The organism is Heliobacterium mobile, from assembly GCF_009720735.1.
GTDB classification, from domain to species: domain Bacteria; phylum Bacillota; class Desulfitobacteriia; order Heliobacteriales; family Heliobacteriaceae; genus Heliobacterium; species Heliobacterium mobile.
In genome coordinates this window covers 53,495-78,799 of the sequence record NZ_WNKU01000012.1, presented here as the reverse complement: position 1 = coordinate 78,799, position 25,305 = coordinate 53,495, and the positions used below count along the sequence as shown (strand labels likewise).

The 25,305-nt window shown below is 51.8% G+C and carries 17 protein-coding genes; all 17 read right to left on the bottom strand.

Annotated features, from left to right (window positions below):
* Nucleotides 1-5: 5 nt before the first annotated feature.
* The 17 genes from GJ688_RS11470 to atpA all read right to left on the bottom strand — a co-directional run bounded on the left by GJ688_RS11470 (nucleotide 6) and on the right by atpA (nucleotide 25,303).
* Nucleotides 6-2,801, bottom strand: coding sequence for a hypothetical protein (locus GJ688_RS11470; protein WP_155476694.1), 2,796 nt, complete (start codon nucleotides 2,799-2,801; stop codon nucleotides 6-8).
* Nucleotides 2,802-2,834: 33 nt separating this feature from the next.
* Nucleotides 2,835-8,777, bottom strand: a complete 5,943-nt coding sequence (locus GJ688_RS11465) for an IPT/TIG domain-containing protein (protein ID WP_170291906.1) — start codon at nucleotides 8,775-8,777, stop codon at nucleotides 2,835-2,837.
* Between the two features lie 170 nt (nucleotides 8,778-8,947).
* The gene (locus GJ688_RS11460; protein ID WP_155476692.1) at nucleotides 8,948-9,541 is read right to left on the bottom strand and encodes a TetR/AcrR family transcriptional regulator; all 594 of its coding nucleotides are present in this window, start codon (nucleotides 9,539-9,541) and stop codon (nucleotides 8,948-8,950) included.
* 133 nt (nucleotides 9,542-9,674) lie between these two features.
* Entirely contained in the window at nucleotides 9,675-11,033 is a 1,359-nt protein-coding gene (locus tag GJ688_RS11455) for a copper amine oxidase N-terminal domain-containing protein (RefSeq protein ID WP_155476691.1), read from the bottom strand.
* A 142-nt stretch (nucleotides 11,034-11,175) separates the two neighbouring features.
* The gene (flgG, locus tag GJ688_RS11450; RefSeq protein ID WP_155476690.1) at nucleotides 11,176-11,952 is read right to left on the bottom strand and encodes a flagellar basal-body rod protein FlgG; all 777 of its coding nucleotides are present in this window, start codon (nucleotides 11,950-11,952) and stop codon (nucleotides 11,176-11,178) included.
* 32 nt (nucleotides 11,953-11,984) lie between these two features.
* Nucleotides 11,985-12,788, bottom strand: a complete 804-nt coding sequence (flgF, locus tag GJ688_RS11445; RefSeq protein ID WP_155476689.1) for a flagellar basal-body rod protein FlgF — start codon at nucleotides 12,786-12,788, stop codon at nucleotides 11,985-11,987.
* Between the two features lie 186 nt (nucleotides 12,789-12,974).
* A complete protein-coding gene (gene galU, locus GJ688_RS11440) occupies nucleotides 12,975-13,859 on the bottom strand; it encodes a UTP--glucose-1-phosphate uridylyltransferase GalU (protein ID WP_155476688.1) in 885 nt (294 codons plus the stop codon).
* Nucleotides 13,860-13,955: 96 nt separating this feature from the next.
* Nucleotides 13,956-14,984 carry a rod shape-determining protein gene (mreB, locus tag GJ688_RS11435; RefSeq protein ID WP_170291905.1) on the bottom strand — a complete coding sequence of 343 codons (1,029 nt, stop codon included), beginning with the start codon at nucleotides 14,982-14,984 and terminating at the stop codon, nucleotides 13,956-13,958.
* A 135-nt stretch (nucleotides 14,985-15,119) separates the two neighbouring features.
* Nucleotides 15,120-15,371: a sporulation transcriptional regulator SpoIIID gene (gene spoIIID, locus GJ688_RS11430; RefSeq protein WP_155476687.1), complete on the bottom strand. Its 252-nt coding sequence runs from the start codon at nucleotides 15,369-15,371 to the stop codon at nucleotides 15,120-15,122.
* Nucleotides 15,372-15,498: 127 nt separating this feature from the next.
* Nucleotides 15,499-16,443, bottom strand: coding sequence for a stage II sporulation protein D (spoIID, locus tag GJ688_RS11425; RefSeq protein ID WP_155476686.1), 945 nt, complete (start codon nucleotides 16,441-16,443; stop codon nucleotides 15,499-15,501).
* 96 nt (nucleotides 16,444-16,539) lie between these two features.
* Nucleotides 16,540-17,802 carry a UDP-N-acetylglucosamine 1-carboxyvinyltransferase gene (murA, locus tag GJ688_RS11420; RefSeq protein WP_155476685.1) on the bottom strand — a complete coding sequence of 421 codons (1,263 nt, stop codon included), beginning with the start codon at nucleotides 17,800-17,802 and terminating at the stop codon, nucleotides 16,540-16,542.
* Nucleotides 17,803-17,984: 182 nt separating this feature from the next.
* Nucleotides 17,985-19,037 (bottom strand): YwmB family TATA-box binding protein, encoded by a 1,053-nt coding sequence (locus GJ688_RS11415; RefSeq protein WP_155476684.1) that lies wholly within the window; start codon nucleotides 19,035-19,037, stop codon nucleotides 17,985-17,987.
* A 77-nt stretch (nucleotides 19,038-19,114) separates the two neighbouring features.
* Nucleotides 19,115-20,617, bottom strand: coding sequence for a B12-binding domain-containing radical SAM protein (locus tag GJ688_RS11410; RefSeq protein WP_155476683.1), 1,503 nt, complete (start codon nucleotides 20,615-20,617; stop codon nucleotides 19,115-19,117).
* A 362-nt stretch (nucleotides 20,618-20,979) separates the two neighbouring features.
* A complete protein-coding gene (locus GJ688_RS11405; RefSeq protein WP_155476682.1) occupies nucleotides 20,980-21,399 on the bottom strand; it encodes a F0F1 ATP synthase subunit epsilon in 420 nt (139 codons plus the stop codon).
* 17 nt (nucleotides 21,400-21,416) lie between these two features.
* Nucleotides 21,417-22,832, bottom strand: a complete 1,416-nt coding sequence (atpD, locus tag GJ688_RS11400) for a F0F1 ATP synthase subunit beta (protein WP_155476681.1) — start codon at nucleotides 22,830-22,832, stop codon at nucleotides 21,417-21,419.
* Between the two features lie 42 nt (nucleotides 22,833-22,874).
* Nucleotides 22,875-23,741, bottom strand: coding sequence for an ATP synthase F1 subunit gamma (atpG, locus tag GJ688_RS11395; protein WP_155476680.1), 867 nt, complete (start codon nucleotides 23,739-23,741; stop codon nucleotides 22,875-22,877).
* A gap of 53 nt (nucleotides 23,742-23,794) precedes the next feature.
* Nucleotides 23,795-25,303, bottom strand: a complete 1,509-nt coding sequence (gene atpA / locus GJ688_RS11390; RefSeq protein WP_155476679.1) for a F0F1 ATP synthase subunit alpha — start codon at nucleotides 25,301-25,303, stop codon at nucleotides 23,795-23,797.
* Nucleotides 25,304-25,305: the final 2 nt, after the last annotated feature.

Below are 25,305 nucleotides of genomic sequence, written 5' to 3'. Positions count from 1 at the left end.
CGGTGTTATTGCTTGATGATAAAGCGGGCTTGTTCGTTGTCTCCGTCCCGGATGACGAGACAGGTGTCACCAACTCGGAGGCCGTCGATGTCGATGAGTTTGTCGTTTTTAATGAAGACACTGTTGTCGACGTTGAGGGAGTTGGTCGTCGGGTCAGAGACCCAGGTTTCTCTTCGGTCTGACCACTGGCGGATCTGATCGAAGACGATAATGTTGCTTTGGGTTCCCTGGGTGATCGATTTAACGCGGGCAAGGATCGTCGAATCTTGTGGGGGATGGTTGGTTGCCGGAGCGTCATTGCTCAATACGACAGCGAGCGCCCGGTTGTCTTCGATGAAAGCGTAGACGTAGCTGCCATCGTAAAGGTCCGCCGGCCCTTCCGACATGAAATCGGCGATGGGGATCGTCTCAAGGCTGGCGCCGCGTACGTCGTAGACTACAGTGTCATAGTCTACTTTAAATGTGGTGGTGCCATCATCAAAAGAGCTCCAGCTGTTGTTCCGATACTGGCTGTAGAGAGCCAGCTTCACTTTACGGTCGGTGGAAACTTCGCGGAGATCGCCTTGAACGAGGCCGCTCGCCAGGCTGTTTAGACTGCTGCCGGAGGGCAGAAGGTCTTTGTCGACAACAATCAGGGATGCCCGATATCCGTAGCGGCTGGCGTCAGTGTAGGCGATGACAGGATCACCGCTTTGCAGTTCTGCGGGGTCTACCAGTCGGCCGTTGCGGATGACGATGGTGGCTCCATCGAAGGCAAATGTGCTGCCATCATCGCTCATGCGGACGGTACGGCCCGGCAGGTCAATTTTTTCGATCTTGTCGTTGAGCCTTTCTCCAGAGCCCTGAATGACCGACAGCCTTGACGCTTTGAGTCCTAAGGACGTGCCGGGAGATTTGTAGTCTGTAGTCGTATCGTCGGTGTCGAAGTTGGTATAGACGCCGGAAGGCCGTCCAGACATGGCCAGATCTTGGCTGGCGCTAAATAAGATGTCCTGCCCTGTGCCATATCGGATAAAATCATCTCCTGTCGTGGGCGAACCATTGACCGAGACGGCTGTCGACGAATCAAGGCGGACTTGAAGTTGGCCCGGCAGGGATTCCCAGTTCCCTGTGTTAAATTTGTAGGCTTTATGCAGGGTAGCGATGCGAGTAACGGGGTTGATGAAGTCGACGGTACCCCGATAGATGCCTTCGTTCAAACGGTTGACGGTGGGAAGATCGACCCGGGCGATCTGTAATCCCCGGAAATCATCCATGTGCAATGTGACGGGATCGCCGATTTTGATGTCGACAGGCCGGGCGATCTGACGCCCTTCATAGACCTGAAGTCCCGGCGCAAAGGGGTAGTACTGTTCCTGTCCGGTGCTGGTGAGGAGCCGGAGGCCGTTGGCGTCGATGGATTTGACCCGTCCTGTAAGTGTGTTGCTTCCCGTCGGGATGGCTCCCGGCTGAGCCACGGACAGTTCGGTCGAAAGGCTGCTGAGGGTGTTTCCCGAAAGGGAGCCCCGTAGGAATGTTCCGTTCGGGACATCGGCTAGGGTATGCTCCACTCCGTTAATGAAGATACGGGCTCCCGGGATGACAGTGGCCTGCCGCTGGTTCCCCCAGGAATCTTGCAGAAGGACCCGTCCTGAGTTAGGGTCATAGTTCAGCAGTGTCCCTTCGACGGGGACGCCTGTCGGTAAGACCTTGGCAAAGTAGACGATGGTGGTTGAGCCAAAGCCGCTCGCATCCGGGGCTGGCACTTTATAGGGAGCGTTTAAGGCGTCGCTGCTGCCGCTTCTGGCCGCCTGGCTGGACGTCCCTGTTCCGGCAACCGGATAGAGTTCGATCTGATCGCCCGGCTGTAAGGCGTTACCATCGGCCGGGCCATCTTTCCAGAGGGCGATGCTTTGACCGGATGGGTTATCTTGGCTGGGCCCTTGCAGGAACAAGGTGGATTTCTGGCCTTGTGGCGCTCCCGCGGAGACTAGGTGGATCCGTCGCTGGGCGGCATTGCCCGGCCCTTCCCCAATTTCATCGATGTCGTAGACATTGGCCGTCATGATGGGACGTGCTTGGAGGATGAGGGCCTTCGGAAGAGCTCTGGTCAGTATGACTGCCCCTTCCGCCCGGGTTATCTTATCTTTCGGCCGCAGGGCCGGTCGGCCGTTGCCGTTGCTCGCGGAGATAAGCCCTTGTTGAAGTGCGGCCTCTATCCATGGGACGGAATCAGGGGCTAATTGGTTCCAGTCTTGATAGTTATAGACACCCGTTTGGCTGCCGTTTACCGTGGATGGCAGTTGTAGTGCCCGGCTCGTCCAAAGGATCATCTCTTCCCGGGTGGCCGGGTCGTCCCAGTTTCCTGTAATCGGCCTAGGCCGGACGGCGCCACCGGCGCCGGTCGAACTGCCAAAGAGTCCTTTTCCGGCGGCAACGGTGAGAACCTGTTGGCCGTAATAGGTCCATGGATCCATGTTCGCCGGGATTCGACCTTGGCCTCCGCTTTGGATCTGCGGCATCCATCCGGACATTTGGGCGATGCCCAGGAGGGCATCTTTTTTGCTCAGCGGCGCATCAGGGTTGGCGTTTCCGCTGGCATCCGCTTTGAGCAATCCGTTGACACCGGCTATATAGAGGGCCTCGGCGGCCCAGTGGTAGCCGGTGTCGTTGAAGGTGCCGTTTTGGATCAATTCCCGGTAGTAGGGAACCCCTTGCAATTCGTTTGGTAAGGCCGCAGCCAATCCGGGTTGGACGGCCAGGCCGCAGGTTGAGGCCCAGGTAAGTGCTGTGATGCAAAGGGCACTGATCAATTTTTTCATAGGTAAACCACCCTTGTTTTTTGGGGATTCCCTTTATTCAGGGAAGACAGTGTAGTATCCAGCGTGCTCAATGTTCGCCGAGACGGCGACTGGGTCAGTATAGCTGTTGAGTCGCTGCCATTGGCCAGTCCGCCAGTTGTAATAGTACATGGCAGCACCTCGGTTCAGCCCAGGAGAACGGTAGTTTACGGTCAGTGTAAAGGGTTGGCCGTAGTCAGCGGGAGTAAATGACTGTTTTCCATCATTATAGTTCAGGGTAAATTCGTAGACTTCCGAAAGGGGCTGGCGGTTCCGGTTGGCCAATAGGACTTGTTCTTTGGCTTGGCCTGGTGCCGGGGCGACGCGAACAGTGGCATAGCTTTCAATCATGTTTCCGGCGTTGTATTTAAGAGAGGTCGGGGGAATGACGACTTTCCAATTGCCGTTATCGAGGAGTACGGGATTGTTAAACCCTTGCACGTCAGGACTAAAAGATACTTGTTTCGTTGCCGACGCCCCTAAGGCATCTTTGCGCAAGTCGTAGTATTTTTCGATGGTTCCTTTGCGGAGGATGAGTTTGGCTCCCTCTGGATCGGTGACGATTTGGTTATCCGGCTGTTCAAATCCATCGAAACCGTCTTTGTTGTTCGTCTCCGCCGATATGTCTTCTGAGTACGGCCCCAGCCCTGCCGAAGATATGGCTCGCACACGGAACCAGTATTGGCTGTTGGCTTCAAGCCCCTTGACGATGACATAGACTTTGCCGTTTTGGGTTTGGCCAGCGTCCACGACTTGGTCAAGGCGGTAGTTCCCCCGATCGCCCTCGGAGACTTGTACCTCGTAGGCCTTTGCCATGTTGACCGGGTCCCAACTGAGGCGGATGGCATTTTTATTGAGCACTTTGACGGTGACTTGGGGAGATTCTACCGGTTGCCCGTCGTCTTTGTAATAGGTGAAGGCTTCTTTCTTGGTTCCTTTGCTGCCGTCGGAGTTTGTCACGGATATATCGGCTTTGACTTTGATATCCCCGTCGGGGATGGTCGCCGGCGATTGAGGGACGATGATCTGGATTTCCGTTTCGGTGGCTTTCTTGACGGTGGCCGTAGCAGAAGCCGAGCCGACGGTAAAGGTTACGGTTACCTTATCAGCAGTAAAGCCCCGTCCCTTGATCACCGCAGCGATGTTGCCGGCGTAGGGGCCGCTGGCCGGTTTGATGCTGTCGATGACAGGAATATCGGCGAAGACGAACGGTTTCGGTGCTGTGCCTTGGGCGTTGTTTGGGTTGATGACGATCACTTGAACAGAGCCGATTTCGTGAGGCGGTGTGGTTACTTTGAGCGTCTTCCCGTCTTCCGAGACGTCGGTGACGGTGCCCTCGACACTACCGAAGAAGACCCGTGGCATGCCGTTTTTGGTAGAGAAACCGTTTGATCCTTCCGTCGTCGGAGTCTCCGGTATGATGGCTGCCGTTAATGTCACTTCAGTGCCGCCATCGGTCGTACCGGTCGTGGGGTCGATGTTGGTGATGACGATGTCGCCATGAGGGCGGGTATAGGTGATATGTCCAACACCGGTATCTTTCGTGGCCGTACAATTGTTGCGGTTCACGGCGAGGACTTCTACATTCGGGTATTCTTCGGCATCTTTATAGGCCCCTTCCGTCGGCCAGGGAAAGGCCGGTACACGGACGTCGAAGACCCATTCGCCATCAGGGCTATCGGGGGCCTTTTTGAGTACAACCGGTTCGTTAGTCAGGTTTTGGTTGGGATCAGGCGGATAGTTGATGCCTGTGCTGTCATTGGGCATCACGCGAATGCCGCCGAAGACAAAGTAGGGCCATTGTTTTTTGTCTGTATAATCGATATTCAGGTTTGTCAGGGTGATCGTGGCGTACGTTCCGCCTTTGGCGGAGTGACGGTCCGGGTCGATGCTGGTGATGGTTGGCCCTTGTTCGTCTTGATAAATACGGAAGTAGAAGCCGTTCTTTTCGGCCACCTGTCCGTCCGGATTGTAGACGCGGATTCGTATCCAGTTTTTCGTCATATCATTTTTATCGTACAGGTTGGTCAAATCAGGAACGGTGACAAGGTAGACGCCTTTTTTCGTGTCCCGGTTATAGGTGATGAGTTTGATACCTTCGGTCGATGAGCCCGGTTTATCTCCGATTCTCGTGGCGGTTACATCGTTAGGTCCCTCTCCAGGTTTTTCTTTGCCGGGGATGTCGTCGCCGAAACGAACGGTCATCCCGCTTTGGAGATCTGTTCCTGCAATATAAATTTTTGGCCGTGGGCTGTCATCAATGTCTGCTCCACAAGGAGAAATGGAGTCGATCACTGGGGTCGAACGGGCAATGGTCACTTTCCAAGCTGCAATCGCACCGTCGGAGCGCATCACTTGCAGGTCCACGGTTTTACTCGTCTCGTTAGCGCTGAAGAAGCTGGGGTCGGTCGGTTGGGTGGTAAAGACGAGCCGGGTCGTTGTGGGCGTTTCGATGAAGGCAGACGAGGGGATCTCTTTACCGGCAATAAAGACACGCGGGTTCGGAGGGTTGGTTGTGTTCGGCATCATGAAGAGATTCCCGACGACAGTCACTTGTTGCCCCCCCCCAGAAGATAAAGGTTGTGGGGGAACGGGTTTATTTGTTTTTCCTTCATATACGTTTACGCTGGTGACCGTCGGTGAAGTGGCGCTGGATGTATCCAAATAGGTAAAGTCATTCGGGGTAGAACCGATAGATTTTCCTACAGGGTCGACGATCGTGATTTTATAGGTACCGGCAGGCAACGGGGGAACTCGGAACATGAGCGTCGTGTCAGTGGGAGTGGCGTTGAATTGGGTGACTTTGACGCCGCCGACGTATACCTCCGGCGATGTGCCGAAGCCGCTCCCCGTAATCGTGACGTCGGCCATGGTAGGTTGTGTTTGTCCTGATGTCTGTAGAGCCGGGCCAGAATCGGGTACAACAGCATTCACGGTCATTGGGTTTGTTAAGTAGGTGTTAAAGGGGCTCCAGGCGACTGAGTCGTCGGAGAAGCGCAAGATGATATGCATGTTCTGGCGGGGGGCCGTTATGTAAGGAAGTTCAAAGCTGATCAAGTTGTCCGTGTACTGGTTGGGCAAGGTTGCCGGGACCTCGTCGATGTAAATCTGGGTTAGCAAGCGTCCTTGTGTTTTGAAGTTGCTGCCCTTGACGAAGATGATCGGTTTGGCATTGCTTTGGGCCGGGCCGAATTTCGGGACTACGTCGGAGATGGATGGAGCGTTTGGGGTATTTTTTATGACCCTGATCTTCTTCGGGTCAGAGGCTGTTCCGTCCGGGTTGACGACGGTCACCGGTACATCAATGTACTGGATTAAGGGTTCGAGAAAATCTTGCTGGTATGTTTTAAACATGACGTGCTGGGAATCTGTAAAGGTGGTGTCGGTGGGCCAAAAGCCCATGTACACTTTCGGAGGATTATTAACGGATTCGGCAAAATTTGATCCGTTCACGAGAACATCATGGCCGGTTACGTTTGGCACTTGGTCGGGAATAAATGTGTCTACCGTCGGTTTGGTGCTGCTCCGGTTGACAATATCCAATGCCTCTGGCAGCACGATCTTTTGTCCATCGGGGTTTTCGATTTCCACGTCGACACGATACGGATTTAAGGTGCTGGTAGCCGGATCGGGAAAGCCACTTTGGCTGAGATCGGGCATCCGGAAGGATACTTCTCCTGATACGGGGTCTGGTGTGTAGGTTTCTAAGGTGGTGGCTGTGTACGGCGCTAGGTTTCCGTTTTTGAGCTTTACCGTAACCTTGGGTGTGATCCATTTGTCTGGATCTGAAGCCGGGTCAGTCCCTTTAAAGAATACACGGTAGAAATCTTGGCCATTTTTTAATTTGATGATTTGATTGCCCCGCCAGTCAAGCTTCGGTGTTGGTGTTTCTACAAACTGGTTTAACAAGGTGTAGTAGTCTGATCGTGTGTTATCAATGATCCGTTCCGGCCACTTCTCGGTCTCTGGTTTATGGGGCAGTGTGGGAAAATCGGGGACGCTGAGGAAGCGAAAGCCGTTGGTGACGGTATTGAAGCTGTTCTTGTCACGGCTTACGGTCTCTTCATATTTAGGGGCTGTTGCCGGATCCGGTCCGTTGTATACAGTGATGGGAACGTCGCCCGGCTGCGCCGGCATTTTACTCTTTGGAATCGTTAAGGTGAGTTTGCCAATGATTGGTTGGTTGACTTTAATGTCTTCCTTTGGAATGATGATATCGCCGATTTTTACCCAGGTGACGCCTTGGATATAGTTCACACCGGTTAAGATGACGTCCACCTTATCAGCGTCGCGCGGTACAGTGCGTTCCAAGCCCGACTCCCTTTGGGGATATGTAGCGTGTACGGTATAGGAGCTGACAGATTGACCGTTATAGGCATCGACTTTTACTCCATCGGTTAAGGCGATGCTGGGTGAATCCTGTTGGGATAGAAAGACGATCTTGGAATCGATTTTGGAGTAGCCGTACTTGCTGAAGATCCAAATCGGAGTTTCTTCTCCCGGGTTGACGTCTACATTCGCTTGAAGGCTGAAGGTAATTTTATTTGCTCCTGGAGAGGTCACGTTAACCGCTTGGTTCTCCGGTTTTAACCAGGTGCCGTTTTCTTTATTTCCGACTCGGATTTGCAATTCGTCATTACTGATTATGCTTGTAGGATCGGACAGGTTATTAATGTTGAAGTTGCCGGGGACATTTGTATCGGCGATTTCGAGCGTTGAGGTGTCGCCTTTCTTTAAGTACACCACACCGCCTATCACCGGTTTATTGATTTGGATATTGCTGCCGTTATAGCGGTGATACGGGTCGGCCCAAAGGGTGACGGAATATCCTAGGGAGTTGATATAGTCACTTCTGGCCACAAAGGCCTGAGCGTTTTCTTTACTTTGGGCAATTGTTCGAGGTACGTCCGCGTAGTATAACCCGTTAGTATCCTTGTAAATCCTATTTATGGAGTTTTTGATGACCAGATCATAATGAATACTGGGATCGGTCAGTTTGGAGGCAATATCGGTAAACCATACATAGACGCGGATATAATCTTGTAAGTCTTGCACAGCGCTAGTTCTGTACTGGAGGGATAAGTCTCCAGGACGATCCCCGGGAGGGTCTGAGTCCGGATCAAGGTTTGCGAGAGGTTTCGCCTCAATCTTGGTCAGAACTGGCGGTTGAGAGTAATCTCCAGTAAGGCCAAATCCCTTGTAGACGGTATCTTCTTCGATTCGGTTGATAAAGGCACCCGCCGGGGACGGGAATTCCATAGCTCGTCGCATGGTTATGTCATATAATCCCTGGCCTGCGGTCGGGGTCCAGAAGCTGATCTTCTCCGAACCTGCGGCTTTCACGGCATAGTTTGTTTCCTGCCCCGCTGGTGCGCTTTGGACGACAGGGAACGTCAATAAACCGCCAAAATTGATTACTCGCTCTTTTACAATCGTTCCGGCCCAGTTGTCGCCATCGTCAAAAAAACCGGAACTGCTCAAGGTGACTTGGGTGCTGACGTCGTTTCGTACGTAGGTCTTATCTACGGAAAGTTCCCTTGTCGTCCGTGCCCGATAGAGAAATCCGTTTTCGTATAAGTTGCCGTCAAAAAATAAGGTTAGATAGCTGTTCGAGGGAATGTTATACTCACTTTTCATCACAATATTACCGGTGATAAAGTCTGTCCCGCTCCCAGCCGATGAACCACCCGTTTTTGTGAAGGGAATCGTTGTATTGCCGTATTTAAAGTATATGTTCGATGCATTTGCCGTGGAGACGCCTGTTCCCACGATCGTTAGTGATAATGTGACGCTGCTGCCGTTGGCAGGCGCGTCTTGGGCTGCGTATGTAATCTTGGTGACGGTCGCCGCCGCCCATGAAGGCTTTAGTGGTATGATGGTGAGGGTTAGGGCGATAGTCAGTAAGATTGCGACAGTTTTTTGGACTAGCGTAGAGACTTTTCGTTTCAACAACTTCATAATGTTCCTCTCCCCTACGTCGTCGGTCGGGCTATCCTTGATATTCTGCACAAGGGTTGGACTTCCTTCCCTCTCCGTCAGTTTTGTAAAAGATTCCTTAAATGAGCAAGGCCTCCCAATCGTTTCCGGGAAGCCCTTCCCTTGTTCACTAGCTGCTCTTGCGTTCTCCATTATGTGCTTATTGTATTTTTCGTGATTCCTGACAAAAAGGTTGAGAGTAATTGTTCTGTTACATCTCGGCGATTAAGTGCACTTTTTTCTTGGATATACATGTGCCCCACCGAAGCGACAGCACCAAAAATTGCCCGGGCTAGGACTTTTTCTGATATTTCGACTATTTCGCCTTGTTGTTTGGCTTGTGCTAGTAGTTGCTCTAGCCAGGCGATATGCTGCTGCCGTTCTTCGAGGAACCAACGATGCAAAGAGCCATCTTGATTGATGTTTTCCAAAAAGATGACCCTAGCTAACGTGCTGTATTCCTCTGCAAACTGGAAATGTTGGGTGATAAAGGCACGTAGTTTCCCGTCAACCTTTTTTTCTTTTACCACCGCTTCTTGTATGTAGTATCGATACTGAGCAAAGCTGTATTTAATCATCTCAAAGAATAGTTGTTCTTTGCTGGCGAAGTATTCATAAACGGTTCCCTTTCCTACATCTGCTTTTTGTGCAATTTGTTCGATTTTGGTTTTGTGATAGCCTTGCTTGGAAAAGGCTTGCACGGCAGCTAACAAGATCCGGCTTCGTTTGTCTTTATCCGGTTTCATCACGGCTTCCCCTGTTCCATGGGCCTATTGCCTCCTCTATTCCGACCGAATGGTCAGTCAAAGTTCATTATAGGTAGCTTTTTTTTAGGTGTCAAATAAAGGGACGCAACGTGCTGGTTGCGTCCCTTATGGTTTAATCCTTTGCGGTGATGTTCACGATTTTATTCAGGGAATCCCAAGCGATGTCTAAATCAAGAGCTTGGGCCAAAAACCGGACAGGAACTACGGTCTGTCCATCAACGATTTTTGCTGGAACATCGATTTCTAACGCCGGCCCGTTTGTTATAACCCGTTTTTGACCGATATAAAAACCAATTTGTTTTCCGTTCTTGTATATCTCTACTTTTTGTTGTTCTTCGTCAAGTTCCCACTGGACCGTAGCACCGATGGCTTCCGCGATCGGCCGCAGGGGAACCATAACACGATTATCTTCGATGTAGGGTTTGGCGATATCAAAGCGGACTGGTGTTTTATTCACGTTGACACCGCCGATTTGTTCAAGGGAGTCAAAGATGTTGGCTTTATGATCGGCTTCTACAGGCTTGCTGACAGCCTGCGAGAACAAAGCAAAATCGCCTGTGAAAGCCGTCTCTGCTTCGGCCCAACGTTCTTTACCATCGGTAACCACGTTGGTTATGATAGGTTGCCATGTCTTCTTGTCTTTGTCCCATAGAGCGATGCTCGGCGTCTGAATATCATCCACGGCAAACCGAATTTTAAAGGGATTTACAAACAAAGTCGCTCTGCCTTCGTCCTTTTGGGATTCCAAGTGAATTCCCCGCAGCGGGTAAGGCGGTAACACGTTACGGTCTCCGGTGATTTTCTGTACATCTAACTGCCAATACCGTAAGGTCGTAACGGTATCCACACAGGAACTGGGAATACTCGCTTGGAACCGTGCGGTCGTTTCGTATATGTTTGTGATCTTACCGCTTCGGGGTACGATGACTGTGGCGTAGGACGGTATACTGGAATCATTTCCACCGACGATAAATCCAATTCGGTAGAAAGGCGGTTTTCCGCCATAGACCGATTCAACAATCCATTTATCCGGTTGAGAATCATCTTTTTTTACTTGAAAGGTAGCTGAGTAGGTGCTCTGGTATCCATCAGGCAGCTTTCCAAAGGAGATTGTACCTCGACTGAGTTCTACGGGTGATACTTCTAATGGTTTCTTAGGATCACTATAGCCGATGAAGTGAATGTTGTATAAGACGCGATGTCGATCTTCCGAGTCAGGATATCCGCCGTATCCGACCATGGGTTGTCCGGCATATCCGCGGAGGGCTCCGTCATTCCGGATATACTCGTCGACAGCTTCCCGTATGTTCCGTAGATCTGTTTGCGAGGTGGTGCTGTATACCCATTCGACTTGATATCCTCCGTCGTCCGCTTGGGCGGGATGGGCGGATGGGCTGAATGCGGCGAAAAGAGTCAAAAGGATGGCGAGCCCGATTTTTCGGAAAAGGTTAGGTATTTGCTTTCTCGTCATCGTTAGATCCCCCTTTGGTGTTTTGTATCTTTTTTCTCTTTTCTCGTTAATTTATCCTGCTGAAAAAGAAAGACCGTCTGCAAAATTTGCAAAACGGTATTCTCGATGAAAGAAAAATCATTTTTCCTGTTAGCGAAGGGGTTTAGCGTTTCAAGTTGTTCGCCTGGCCGAGCATCTCATCGGAAGACTGGATCGCCTTCGTACTCACTTCGTAAGCCCGTTGAGCCGTGATCATGTTGACCATCTCGTCAACAACTTGTACGTTCGACGATTCTAGGTAACGCTGGGCGATACCGCCTCTTCCGTCCACATTAGGGTCACCACCGGTAGCGTCACCGGAGGCTGCTGATTGCGTCAGCAAGTTGCGCCCTTGGCGGGTTAGGCCTGCCGGGTTGGTAAAGGTATAGAGTTGAATCTTTTGTCCGGTGTTGACCCGATCTCCGTTGATGTCCTGGTAAGAGATCGCACCGTCTGAATTGATGTCGATTTTCGTTGCCCCTTCGGGAAAGGGATCGATGTCGGCGAGTCGGTATCCGTCAGCATTTACCATATAGCCTTGGCTGTCTATCTTAAAACTACCGTCACGGGTGTAAAAGGGGACGTTATCGTCATTCGGGTTGGTGATCCGGAAGTACCCTTCACCAGTGATAGCTAGGTCGGTTGGGCTTTCCGTTTGAATCATGTTGCCTGTCGTCGTGATGGTGGTGATGGAACTGGGCCGTGTCCCCGATCCTACTTGCATTCCCGTAGGAACTTGTGCTGTTGCGTTCCGCATCGTACTGTAAAGGAGGTCTTGAAATTCGGCGCGGTTCTTCTTATATCCGTATGTATTTACGTTGGCCAGGTTGTTGGCAATGGTATCCATATTTAGCTGTTGGGCGATCATCCCCGTGGCGGCCGAATAAAGGGCTCGCATCATAGCGCTTTCACCTCTTGGTCATTTCTGGTATGCTAAGCTTTCCCAAGTTCTCCACAAGTCTTTTCGAGGGTGCCGTCCTGAGCTTGAATGGCTTTTTGATTTGCCTCATAGGCCCGCGTGGCACTGATCATTTGAACCATTTCTTGGACGACGTTGACGTTTGATAACTCGAGGGCCCCCGATTTGATCTGGATTTGCCCCTGTGGCAGATTTTGCAGACCGCCTGCTCCATTTTGTTGACTGGGCCGGTAGAGGCTGTCCCCTTGTTTTTCAATCGGCAGATTTTGACTGGCTTGGGCCTCGTCAAATCCGACAATCCGAAGCTGGGCGATCTCCTGTGTTCCGTTTAAGATTCGGCCGTTCTCGTCGATACGGATACTGGTACTGGAAGGTACGACGATGGAGCCATTTTGCCCTTGAACCTCTAACCCATCCGATGTGACAAGGGTTCCGTCAGGGCGCACTTTAAATTGCCCGTTGCGAGTGTACCGTTCGCCATCCGGTGTGTTTACGACAAAGTATCCCTGTCCGACAATAGCTACATCGGTAGGCACGTCTGTATTGCGGACACCGGTGTAGGATGTATCCGTCCAAATCCGATCTAGTGTGGCACCGGTACCCAAACGGCCGATGATAGGATTTTTTTCGATCTCTCCCGGTGCAGGCGGGCTAAAGTCGGCTATGCGGCGGATGAGCATTTCCGGAAAAGCTTGAAAAACAGCCCGGTCTTTTTTGTAAGACGCTGTATTGACGTTGGCCAGGTTGTTCGCGATCACGTCTTGGTTTGCTTGTTGAGCTAACATGCCAGAAGCCGATGTGTATAAGCCACGAATCATGCGGAGTAGGCCACCTCCCGGTGTATAAACAGGCTTATGTAACTTGTTTTGAAGCCCTGGAATCGAACAATTTTGACTGCAGACAATAACACTCTAATTATATCGTCATTTCTCTCAAGAATCATTAGTTTAAAATTTTTCCTTTTGTAAAATTTTATTACGAATAAGAAAACGCCGGGGTTAATATCACCGGCGTTGTAATATCTCTCGCAAATAGGTAGTAAACTCATCGGCGAGATCGTCTCTGCGCAATGCATAATCAACTGTGGCCTTCAAGTATCCCAGCCGATCTCCCACGTCATACCGAATCCCCTCAAAGATATAGGCATAAAGGCCCCGTTTTTCGACGGAGTGCAACGCATAGAGCGAGTCGGTCAGTTGGATCTCGCCGCCCTTCCCCGGCGCCTGGTGTTCGAGGACGTCAAAGATATCCGGCTCAATGATGTACCGGCCCATAACGGCTAAGTCTGACGGGGCTTTGTCAGAATCGGGCTTCTCAATGATTGAATTGAGTTTCCATAGGTTCTGCCCGATTTCCGCTTCTAGGGATACGATTCCATATCTACGGCTGTGCTCTCGTGGGATTGGCTGAACCCCTACGACAGTTCCTTTGACCTGGTGGTACGCTTCCATCAGTTGTCCGATACATGGTTTGTTGGCGTGAATGACATCATCCCCCAACAATACGGCGAATGGCTCGTCTCCAATAAAGGATCGGGCGCAATAGATGGCATGCCCGAGGCCGAGAGGCTCTTTCTGTCGCACATAGTGGATATCGGCTAGGCTTCCGATTTGCCGGACTGTATCGAGCAAATCCCATTTTTGTTTTTCTTCCAGGAACACTTCTAACTCCACGGAACGGTCAAAATGGTCTTCAATCGCCCGTTTGTTCCTGCCGGTAACGATGAGAATGTCTTCGATACCGGCTGCGATAGCTTCTTCAATGATGAATTGTATCGTCGGTTTATCGATGATCGGAAGCATTTCTTTTGGTTGTGCTTTGGTGGCTGGAAGGAATCGTGTTCCTAACCCCGCGGCGGGAATAATGGCTTTTCGCACCTTTTTACGCAATACAAACCACTTCCTCTAGAGCACCGTCGGCGACCTATAAACGGTCGCCGACGAAATCTTTACTATATTGTTTTATGATTTGTACTTGTTTATGTGCTACATTACTTTTTTCGATAGAATGGTGTTCTTCTGTAGGTAATTCAGCATGCCTAAGGCAAGCCCCGTACCTAAGGCTACACAGGAGATGGCCTCATCGGCCACGTGAACAGGCAGCCGGGTCTCTTTGGAGATAAGGGTGTCGAGCCCGTTCAGCAGGGATCCGCCGCCGGTCATGACGATGCCCTTGTTCATGATGTCGGCAGACAGTTCCGGAGGGGTTCGTTCGAGAACTTCTTTGACGCCGCTGACGACAGCTTCGATGTTTTCCTGCATGGCCCGGTAGGTTTCTATGGTCGATACCCGGACCGTCTTAGGCAGGCCGCTGACGAGGTCTCGTCCACGGATCTCGGCGTATTCTTCCCCTTTTCGCCCTTGCGGGTAGGCGGTGCCGATTTTGATCTTCAGTTCTTCTGCAGTCCGCTCACCGATCATGAGCGAGTGTTCTTTCCGGATGTAACGGACGATGGCCTCATCGAACTTGTCCCCACCGACACGAAGCGATTTAGAACAGACGATGCCGCCCAGCGAAAGGACGGCGATGTCGGTGGTGCCACCGCCGATGTCAACAACCATTGAACCGGAGGCTTCCGATATGTCCAGGCCGGCTCCCAAGGCAGCCGCTAGAGGCTCTTCAATGAGATAAGCCTGCCGGGCACCGGCTTGGAGTGCTGCTTGCCGTACGGCCCGCTCTTCGACGCCGGTTACGCCGGAGGGGATGCAGACCATCACTCGCGGTTTAAAAAAGAAAGACTTGCCGCAAGCTTTCGTGATGAAATAGCGCAGCATCCGTTCGGTCACATCATAGTCGGCGATGACTCCGTCCCGCAAGGGCCGGATAGCGACGATATTGCCCGGCGTCCGCCCAAGCATCCGCCTTGCTTCTTCACCAACGGCAATGATAGAGCCTGTATCCTTGTTGATGGCCACCACTGAAGGCTCCATGAGCACAATGCCTTTTCCCTTTACAAAAACCAGCACGCTGGCTGTTCCCAAATCAATCCCAATGTCCACGTTTAACCCAAACACGCGCCGTCCCCCTAGTCTGCGACAAAATTTCGAGTTTCTATGTCAAATACAGTATACCCTGTCGAATACATGCAGCCAAGGGGAACTGGGAATGAAATTTTTGCAACAAGCACATTCGGTCTTTGGGTTGACTGTTTACAACGCCTCTTGGTACTTTTTGCGCGTTGCTTCCCCACCCCGAATATGCCGTTCTGCCTTGTTTTGTTCGAGGACGTTTTTGATTTCCTCGGCCAGTTCCGGATTGATGGACGGGAGGCGTTCGGTTACATCCTTGTGGATGGTGCTCTTGCTGACTCCAAAGACGGTTGCCGTTTGGCGTACTGTAGAGGCGGTATCTAATATGTACTGAGATACCTCCATCACTCGTTTGCGGATGTATTCCTGCATGCCCGGCCCTCCCTCACCTGAAGTCAGTTAGATTATATGAGGGAGGGAGGAAAAAAGAACGGCGAGGGTTGCCGGAGCAAGGCGGTAAAATCCGGTCATATTCGGGAATTGCTGCCGTATTCGAGGGCTAATACATCTTTTTTAACTCTGTTTCTGGATAATAATGAGCAAGTATTTCTTCGTAGTTCTTCCCTTCTTCGGCCATAGTGATATCGCCGGTTTGACAAAGACCGACAGCGTGGCCGTACCCACGGGTTTGAATACGCAGTTGATCCTTGTCCCATTCCATCTGCAGATCTGTCGAGGAGAGTCCTAAAAGAGAGCGAAATTTGGTCCCTTCTAAGTCGGTTCGGCCGATCCGGATGGTCTTCGCTCTACCGCCGGCCGTTTTGTCAGCTACTTGCAACGCTTTTGCCCGGTCTTTCGGGCTCATCGTTGCTAAGGCAGTCCCGAACTTGGCATCGAGTTCTTCCGGGGTGAATCGGGCTTCCTTGACAACCGGTTTTTCCGGGCACGATACGCTCTGCAAGTAGAGGATGTCTGTTCCCCATACGTCTGCAGCCGATTCTGTATGGCCGCCACAGGCAGCGTGGTAGGTCGCGTCGATGACCTGATTGTGATAGAGGAGAAATTGCCCCTGAGTCGCTTTAACGGCCTGTTCGATCCGCCAAGTGTAGAGCTGTGTTTTCTGCCCCCACCGTTGTTCCCGCTCTTCCGACGAGAGCCAAACTTGGCAGTGCACAGTGGTGCAAATCGGTTCTCCCTTTAAAGCGTGATACCAGGCATAGCTGCGAGCGGCTACGGCCATCGCTTTTAATGCTTCAGGGGGGTCTAGCGGGGACATTTCTCCGGAAAGCACACCGGCAAGATACTCTTCCATGGGAATGTCGTAGACCTTTCCGTCTTTTAGTTGGAGTTTTATCTTGGGCCCTTCTACTGGGACATTCCAAAAAAGGATTTGTGGGTTTTTGAGGATGAGCAAGGGAATTCCCAAGACCAGCAGCATGGCGGTGATGATGGTTCCGATGAAATATAGTTTCCACGGTTTCCATAGACTTCGTCTTGCGGGCATAAAAAATCCCTCCCGTCATCGCCCATGCGCCTACATGTTTATGACGAGGAGGGATCATAGATGACTACGTATTTGTTTCTTTTAGGGGCTCAACGCTTAGCAGTCCCCGTTATGCCGGTCTATGCGGGCACCCACCGCGCGCAGTTTTCCGACGATGTCGTCATATCCACGGTCTATATGGTGAACACAACTGATTTCGGTAGACATTTCTGCCGAGAGAGCGGCGATGACAAGTGCAGCTCCAGCTCGCAAATCTGTTGCTTTGACCGGAGCTCCGTAGAGCTTCGATACACCCTGCACGACGGCAGTCCGGCTTTCGACCTTAATCTGTGCGCCCATACGCTTGAGTTCATCCACATGCATAAATCGGTTTTCGAAGACGGTCTCAGTGACGACGCCCGTTCCATCGCTTACTGCCAACAAGGCCATCATCTGGGCTTGCATATCTGTTGGAAAACCCGGATAGGGAAGAGTTTTGATGTCTACTGCTCGGAGCGGTTGTTCTGCTTTGACTCGCAGGCTTGATTCCATTTCCTGAACGGTGACGCCCATTTCTTTTAGTTTGGCGATGACTGGTTTGACATGGTCGATGATGACATTATCGACGGTGAGGTCTCCGCCAGTAGCGGCCGCAGCAACCATATAGGATCCGGCTTCAATGCGGTCAGGAATTGGTGTATAGCTGGCTCCGTTCAGGTGGTTGACGCCTTCGATCTTAATAACGCGCGTTCCGGCTCCTTTGATCTTGGCACCGATCGCGTTCAGGTAGTTGGCGAGGTCGATAATTTCGGGCTCTTCGGCGGCGTTTTCGATCACTGTCTGCCCATCAGCCAAGGCTGCGGCCATCATCAGGTTCTCCGTTGCCCCTACGGAAGGAAAGTCTAAATAGATTTGGGCACCTTGCAGGCGACGGCATCGGGCTTCTACGTGGCCGTGTTCCATCCGAACCTTGGCACCCATTGCCTCCAAGCCTTTTAGGTGCAGGTTGATCGGCCGAGTACCAATGGCGCATCCACCGGGTAGGGAGATTTTCGCTTTCCCCAAGCGGGCTAGCAACGGTCCCATCACTAAGAAAGAGGCGCGCATGCGCCGGACAAATTCGTAGGGCGCTTCATGGCTGATCAGTTTTCCGCAACGGACGACGATATTGTTCTCAACACGGGCTACTTCGCAACCCATATGTTGGAGCACCGAACAGGTCGTATCGACATCCGCCAATCGGGGCACATCGGCGATAATCGATTCGCCGTCAGCCAAGAGAGTGGCGATTAATATCGGTAGTACTGCGTTTTTGGCGTTGCCGACGCGAATATTTCCTACGAGGGGGATCCCCCCGTTTACGACTATCTTTGTTTCCATTTGCTGCTTATGCCGTCTTCATCGACGATTCTGGAAGCCGGCGGCTCCCCCCTTCTTAGGGTTTTTCCATATTCTTCTGGATATGTAGAAGCTTATTAGGTTTTTTCCCAACCTGAATAATTTTCGACAGGTTCATTGGCTTTCCTGCCTAAAATAATTTTTCCGAAAACCTTTTTTCTATCCTACATCTCCTGCATCACCAAGGGGTAACCGATGGCAAAGTAGGTTCTCTGATCCACACCGTGATAGCGCACTAAAGCCTGTAAATTGATGTCTCGTTCTCCCATTTTGATACCACTCGGTAGCTGGGACCAGTAGGCGCTGACGATCATCACATCGTCAACGCTCACTCGAAGCCGCTCGGCCTGGATGCGATCAAAACAAGAACTGATGGCGACTTCTTGTTCTTGGGGCGATAAATGCCCTGGCCGGCTTCCCAGCAGGGTGATGCTATATTCGAACTTTTGATTTCCTTCAGCCAGTTTATTCAGGCTCTCAAAAGCAGAGATCCCGGAAATTTCCGGGAGGTCCTGGCGAATTGTAACGGTAAGGTGCCCTTGTTGGCCCTCCATTTGTAACGTTAGTTCGACTGGGTTTCCCCCGTTATTTTCTCCTCGCAGTCGTCCATAAAGCCGCCGGCCCTCCGTTCGGATGGTAGGCGCTTCCGTGCAATCTTGGTTTGTCACCCTTTTGTAGGTGTTGAGGAGATATGTTTCGGCGGAACCTTGGATATCCCGGTCCTGAGAGCCATATACTCTGTCCAGGTTAAAGAAGCCCCTTTTTTCCTCTCCCGGCAAATTAAATTTAACCGGTATCCATACTGTTACTACCCCTTCTTTGGGTTGTATAGATACTTGTTCCATGGCGGTGTATATTTTTGTGATTGCATTTACGTTAATTTTTATCTGTTCTTCACTTTTGGCAGGATCGTTTTGGTTTGAATTTACAATTTCTGAATCTATGCCGCCATTGGTCATCGTGCTTTTTGAATGACCGTTCTGTCCGTTCGAAGAATTAAAGATTTGCAACGGCGTTTCTAGGTGAAGTATAGTATCCCATTGTCTTGTTAGTGCTGGAATATATCCACTGATACATTCGGTAATTTTCTTTTCCGCGATGGGGATTTCGGTTATCAACCACTTGGCGCCTTCCCCGTCATTGCGAAAGAGGAGATAAACGCTGACGACAGTAAAGAGAATCGTCTGCATGGCGATTTGAACGATAAGTTTGATCATGAAAGACACCCTCAGCAGCAGTAATTATTTCCATTCTTGCCATCGAGGGTGTCTTTTAATCTAGGTTCATTTTTAATCTAGGTTAATCCGAGTTTCAGCAGGATTTTGCGGTTAACACGACGCATTAGGTTCCAACCGTTAGCCGATGTGCGTAAGAAATTCATAGATTCGGGGTTGCGTTTAAAGTATTCCTTTTCTAACAGGGGTAGGATGGCAGAGGCCCAGCCGAATTGGGTCAAGTGGATCATGTTTTTCCAGTAGGCCCGTTCACGGTCTTCTTGGGAACCGGTGTGTGTCCACCAACTGAAGGTACGGTACATTTCTTCAATCGGTTTGGATTGTTGCTTTTTAAGGTCTTCCCAGGTCAACAATCCTTGGTTCACAGCGAGCTTTTCAATATCCGTTCCCGGCAGAAAACTGAGGCCGTGCAAGTTCAGGGTATAGGGCTTATAGAGCTTCATACACAGGTGGTAGGTCTCTTCTAAATCATTGACCGTCTCAAAGGGGCTGTCTAAAATTAAATCATAGACCACTTCTGGTACTTTCGCTTCTGCTAAGATACGACTCATTTCGATGATTTGTTCATTTGTTTCTTTGCGATAATAAATCTCTTTGCGAATACGCGGAGAACCGTGCTGAATACCTACAACAACTTGGTGGAGGCCCGCTTTTACGAGGTTCTCGATGGTCTTTCTTTTAATTTTTAAGGGGTGCCCCCAAATGTTGAAGGGTAAGCCGATTTCTTGCTTATATCGAGCTACGAATTCGTTGACCCATTCTTCTTCATCGGCGAATATTTCGTCCCAAAACCAAACCATCCGCATGTTTTTTACATGCCTTTGGGCCCACTTCAGTTCAGACAAGGTGCTTTCTACGGATCGCTGGCGTACAAAAGGCCCTTTTCCTTTATATAATCGTCTTAAACTTAAACTGCTGCAGTAGGAGCAGACATAAGGACAGCCGCGGGACGCACTCATTTCATAGGATATGCTGCTAACTTGAGGATCGCAGGTGTTTAGTTGGCCGTTGGAGATATGATACATATCGCTGCCGCCCATGTCGGGAAAGGGAAGTTCATCTAGTGTCGCCTGCAGATGCTTCATTTCATTAAACACGATTTCATCACTGCGACGGTAACATAGATTAGGAACACGACTGAGGTCTTTTTTACCTTCCAGGGCTTCGGCCAAGTCGATAATCGCCTCGTCGCATTCTCCTCGCATGAGATAGTCGCAGTATTCCATACTTTCTTTCGGAAAGAGGGTAGCATATACCCCTCCCCAAATCAGGTGAGCTTGTGGAATGTTATCTTTGATCCGCCGAGACATTTCGTGGGCTGCAGACAGGTAAAAAGAAGACATGACGCTCAGGCCGATCATATGGGGATTAATTTCTATTAGCTTGTCCAGGAGAAGTCTATACTCCGCTTCGGAAGGTTCTCGGGCATTCAGACTGTTGAAGTCTTTGAAAAAGATGATACTAACAGTGTAACCTTTGGCTTTTAGCACCGAGGAAAGCGCACGAACACCCAACGCTTTGGAGTTATACAATCCGATAAGGACTACCCGGAATTCTTTCATTTGGTTAATACCTACTTTGTTGTTCTTGATTATCGGTTTGATTCGATTTATTTATCACCGCATTATCTAGTATAGAACAACCATTCGCTTGATAGTACATGATTACTGACTAATGTTGTTCTTACTTTATGATGCTATTACTTTCGTTTTTACGGTTATCGTTTATGCGATAATACTGTTATGCGATAGGATACAGGACTATAATTATTCTAGCAATAAAACCTAATAAATTCAAATCTACACCTTAAAATTTAAATTTTTACTATTATTGTAGTCTTTGATCAACCGGTCAAAGAAAAAACGCCAACTCTTCCGCATCGGAAGGTTGGCGTTTTTCAATCCCTTGGGATCAATTCCATTTACTATTGGTTATGTTTCGCAGCCTCTAAGCGCAGTAACGCCCGTTTTAAGGCCATTTCGGCCCGGTCGATATCTACTTCAGAGTTGCCGGTCTGCGCTTTTTCAATGCGCTGTTCCGCCCGGCGGCGAGCTGCTTCCGCCCGGGAGAGGTCGATCTCCTGGACTTTTTCGGCAGCGGTCGCCAGGACGGTGACCTTGTTGTTGGCGACTTCCAAAAAACCGCCGGTGATGGTCAGTTTTTTGTTTTCACCGTGTTTGCCGTACTCCAAGAGGCCAATGTTCAAGGCGGTCAGCATGGGAGCATGGTCGGCCAGTATACCAAGGCTTCCCTCGGTACCGGGGGCGGAGGTGACCTCCACTTCCTCGTTGACGACCACCCGCTCGGGAGTAACCACCTCGAGGAGGTAGGTCTGGTTGGCCATGACTGGTCACTCCCCTCTTACGCCATTTCCTTGGCTTTTTCCACAGCTTCTTCGATGGTGCCGACCATGAGGAAGGCACTTTCCGGAAGATCGTCGTGTTTGCCTTCGAGAATTTCTTTGAAGCCACGGATGGATTCTTTGAGGGGAACGAATTTGCCGGGCATGCCGGTAAAGGCTTCGGCGACGAAGAAGGGCTGGGACAGGAAGCGCTGAATCTTCCGGGCCCGGGCCACAACCAGTTTGTCGTCGTCCGACAGTTCGTCCATCCCCAAGATGGCGATGATGTCCTGCAGTTCTTTGTAGCGCTGCAGCATTTTTTGGACGCCCCGGGCGACGCTGTAGTGCTCTTCGCCAACAACGTTGGGGTCCAGAATCCGGGAGGTCGAGTCGAGGGGGTCCACGGCGGGGTAGATCCCGATCTCGGCGATGGCCCGGGAAAGAACGGTGGTGGCGTCCAAGTGGGCGAAGGCCGTGGCAGGCGCCGGGTCCGTCAAGTCGTCAGCAGGCACGTAGATGGCCTGAACGGAGGTGATGGAACCGTTCTTGGTGGAGGTGATCCGTTCTTGCAATTGACCCATTTCGGTGGACAGTGTGGGCTGGTAACCAACGGCGGAGGGCATCCGGCCGAGGAGCGCCGACACTTCCGAGCCGGCCTGGGTGAAACGGAAGATGTTATCGACGAAGAGGAGAACGTCCTGGTTCTGCACGTCACGGAAGTATTCGGCCATGACGAGACCGGAGAGGGCCACGCGCATACGGGCACCGGGGGGCTCGTTCATCTGACCGAAGACCATGGCAACGTTTTTCAGGATGCCGGAATCTTTAAATTCGTGGTAGAGGTCGTTACCTTCCCGGGTTCGCTCGCCGACACCAGCGAAGACGGAGAAGCCCGAGTATTCCATGGCGATGTTGTTGATCAGTTCCTGAATCAAAACGGTTTTGCCGACACCGGCGCCGCCGAAGAGGCCGACTTTACCGCCTTTGGCGTAGGGAGCCAGCAAGTCAACGACTTTAATCCCCGTTTCAAGAACTTGGGTGGACGGTTCGAGACTTTCAAAGCTCGGTGCTTTGCGGTGAATGGGCCAGAATTCCTTGGCGTCCACTTCACCGGCTTCGTCGATGGGGTTGCCGAGAACGTTGAACATGCGGCCCAGGATTTCATTGCCGACAGGAACGGAGATAGCGGCGCCGGTATCGAGGGCGCGCATGCCCCGGGTCAGGCCGTCAGTGGTGGACATGGCGACGCAGCGGACGGAGTTGTTGCCGAGGTGCTGCATCGCTTCGAGGGTGATGTCGATGTCGACGGTGCCCTCGTAGTTTTCCTGATCGGCCTTGCGGATCTTGATTGCGTTATAAATCTCAGGCATCTGACCGGGCGGGAACTGAATGTCCACGACCGGCCCGATGACCTGGATTACTTTTCCGAAGTTCATCGAATGCTTTTACCTCCCCTGGTAGGAGTCACGATACATTGTTTAGCCCAGGGCCGCGGCACCGCCGACGACCTCGGAGATTTCCTTGGTGATGGCGGCCTGACGGGCCCGGTTGAAGGACAAGGTGAGCTTGTCGATCATTTCTTTGGCGTTGTCGGTGGCCGAACCCATGGCGGTCATCCGGGCGCCTTGTTCGGACGCTTTCGATTCGAGCAGCGCCCGGTAGATTTGGTTCTCCACGTAGCGGGGAAGCAGTTCACTTAATACGGCTTCAGCGCTCGGTTCGAACTCATACAGAGGACCTACGCCGTTTCCATCGTCGCCGGCACCTTCACCGGACGGCGAGGGGATCGGCAGAAGTTGCATCTGCACTGGTTTTTGGGTCAACGCCGAGAAGAACTCGGTGAAGACCAGTTCGACCTTGTCGAATACGCCTTCTTGGTAGAGCCCCATCACCTTACCGGCGATCTCTTTCGCCATGGCATAGGTGATGTCTTCGCCCAAGCCGACATATTCGGCTTCGATCTTTTTGCCGGTCCGCCGGAAAAAGTCCCGGCCTTTCCGGCCGACACAGACCAGGGATACGTCGTTGCGGCCTTTCACATCCTGATGGACTTTCCGGATGATGTTGCCGTTGTAGCCGCCGCACAAACCGCGGTCAGCGGTGACGACGACGTATCCGGTATGTTTGACGTCCCGCGTCTCCAATAAGGGATGGTTCACATCCTGGACAGCGGCCACCAGTCGCGAGAGGACCCCCTGCACGCGCTTGGCATAGGGGCGGGCTTGGGTGACTTTCTCCTGGGCCCGGCGTAGTTTGGCCGCCGCCACCATTTTCATGGCTTTGGTGATCTGCTGGGTGCTTTTAATCGAACGAATGCGGCGCTTAATATCGCGCATTCCAGCCATTTATTTCACCTCGCTATCCTCTCGGAGTCTTTTCATTGCGTCAGACTTCGAGACTAAGCCACGAAGGTCTTTTTGAACTCTTCGATGGCTTTTTTGAGCCGCTCGGTGATATCGTCGTTGAGGGCTTTCTTCTCGCGGATATCCTTGAGAATGTCGGCCTTCTGGGTGCGCAGGACTTTGATAAATCCTTCTTCGAACTTCAGCACGTCCGCCACTTCGATGTCGTCCAGGTAGCCGTTAACCGCCGAGAAGATGATGGCCACTTGTTCTTCAACAACCTTGGGGACATACTGATTCTGTTTGAGGATTTCCACGAGTCGTTGACCGCGGTTGAGGCGGGCTTGGGTCGCTTTGTCCAGGTCGGAGCCGAACTGGGCGAAAGCGGCCAGTTCGCGGTATTGGGCCAGTTCCAGACGGAGGCGGCCGGCGACCTGTTTCATCGCTTTGATCTGGGCGGCGCCACCGACCCGGGATACGGAGATACCGGCGTTGATAGCGGGACGGATGCCCGAGTTGAAGAGGTCCGACTCCAGGAAGATCTGGCCGTCGGTGATGGAGATGACGTTCGTCGGGATGTAGGCCGACACGTCACCGGCCTGGGTTTCGATGATAGGCAGAGCCGTCAGAGATCCGGCGCCGTATTCATCGGAGAGCTTCGCAGCCCGTTCCAGCAGGCGGGAGTGCAGGTAGAAGACGTCGCCAGGGTACGCTTCGCGGCCGGGCGGACGGCGGAGGAGCAGGGAGAGTTCCCGGTACGCGACAGCCTGTTTGGACAGGTCATCATAGATGACCAGGGCGTGCTGTCCGTTGTAGAGGAAGTATTCGCCCATGGCGCAACCGGAGTAGGGAGCGATGTAGAGCAGCGGAGCCGGCTCGGAAGCCGTTGCGGTGACGATGATGGTGTAATCCATCGCGCCATGCTCTTCGAGGGTCTTCACGACACCGGCAACAGTCGAAGCTTTTTGCCCGACGGCCACATAGATACAGGTCACGCCTTGCCCTTTTTGGTTGATGATCGTGTCGACAGCGACAGCCGTTTTACCGGTCTGACGGTCGCCGATGATCAATTCCCGCTGGCCACGGCCGATGGGAACCATGGCGTCGATGGCCTTGAGGCCGGTCTGCAGGGGTTCATGAACGGATTTCCGTTTGATGACCCCAGGGGCTTGCGATTCGATGGGACGGAACTGTTTCGCATTGATGGGACCTTTCCCGTCGAGCGGCATGCCGAGCGGGTTGACAACCCGACCGACGAGCTCGGGACCTACGGGAACCTCCACGATGCGGCCCGTCCGTTTGACCGTGTCCCCTTCTTTGATGTCGGTGTAGGGACCGAGAATAACGCAACCGATGTTATCTTCTTCGAGGTTCAGCACCATGCCGTAAACCTGTCCGGGGAACTCCAACAGTTCACCGGCCATGGCCTTTTCCAAGCCATAGATACGGGCAATACCATCACCGACCTGAATAACGGTGCCAGATTCGGCGGCCTCCAGGGGTTTTTCGTAACGCTCGATCTGTTGCTTGATAATGGCGCTAATCTCTTCAGGACGTAAACTCATGG

Coding starts and splice junctions, on each gene's coding strand:
- GJ688_RS11470 (WP_155476694.1), bottom strand. CDS start 2,801: ATGAAAAAATTGATCAGTGCCCTTTGCATCACAGCACTTACCTGGGCC.
- GJ688_RS11465 (WP_170291906.1), bottom strand. CDS start 8,777: ATGAAGTTGTTGAAACGAAAAGTCTCTACGCTAGTCCAAAAAACTGTC.
- GJ688_RS11460 (WP_155476692.1), bottom strand. CDS start 9,541: ATGAAACCGGATAAAGACAAACGAAGCCGGATCTTGTTAGCTGCCGTG.
- GJ688_RS11455 (WP_155476691.1), bottom strand. CDS start 11,033: ATGACGAGAAAGCAAATACCTAACCTTTTCCGAAAAATCGGGCTCGCC.
- flgG (WP_155476690.1), bottom strand. CDS start 11,952: ATGATGCGAGCCCTTTATTCGGCCGCCACGGGGATGATCGCCCAACAG.
- flgF (WP_155476689.1), bottom strand. CDS start 12,788: ATGATTCGTGGCTTATACACATCGGCTTCTGGCATGTTAGCTCAACAA.
- spoIIID (WP_155476687.1), bottom strand. CDS start 15,371: ATGCAGGAATACATCCGCAAACGAGTGATGGAGGTATCTCAGTACATA.
- spoIID (WP_155476686.1), bottom strand. CDS start 16,443: ATGCCCGCAAGACGAAGTCTATGGAAACCGTGGAAACTATATTTCATC.
- murA (WP_155476685.1), bottom strand. CDS start 17,802: ATGGAAACAAAGATAGTCGTAAACGGGGGGATCCCCCTCGTAGGAAAT.
- GJ688_RS11415 (WP_155476684.1), bottom strand. CDS start 19,037: ATGATCAAACTTATCGTTCAAATCGCCATGCAGACGATTCTCTTTACT.
- GJ688_RS11410 (WP_155476683.1), bottom strand. CDS start 20,617: ATGAAAGAATTCCGGGTAGTCCTTATCGGATTGTATAACTCCAAAGCG.
- GJ688_RS11405 (WP_155476682.1), bottom strand. CDS start 21,399: ATGGCCAACCAGACCTACCTCCTCGAGGTGGTTACTCCCGAGCGGGTG.
- atpD (WP_155476681.1), bottom strand. CDS start 22,832: ATGAACTTCGGAAAAGTAATCCAGGTCATCGGGCCGGTCGTGGACATT.
- atpG (WP_155476680.1), bottom strand. CDS start 23,741: ATGGCTGGAATGCGCGATATTAAGCGCCGCATTCGTTCGATTAAAAGC.
- atpA (WP_155476679.1), bottom strand. CDS start 25,303: ATGAGTTTACGTCCTGAAGAGATTAGCGCCATTATCAAGCAACAGATC.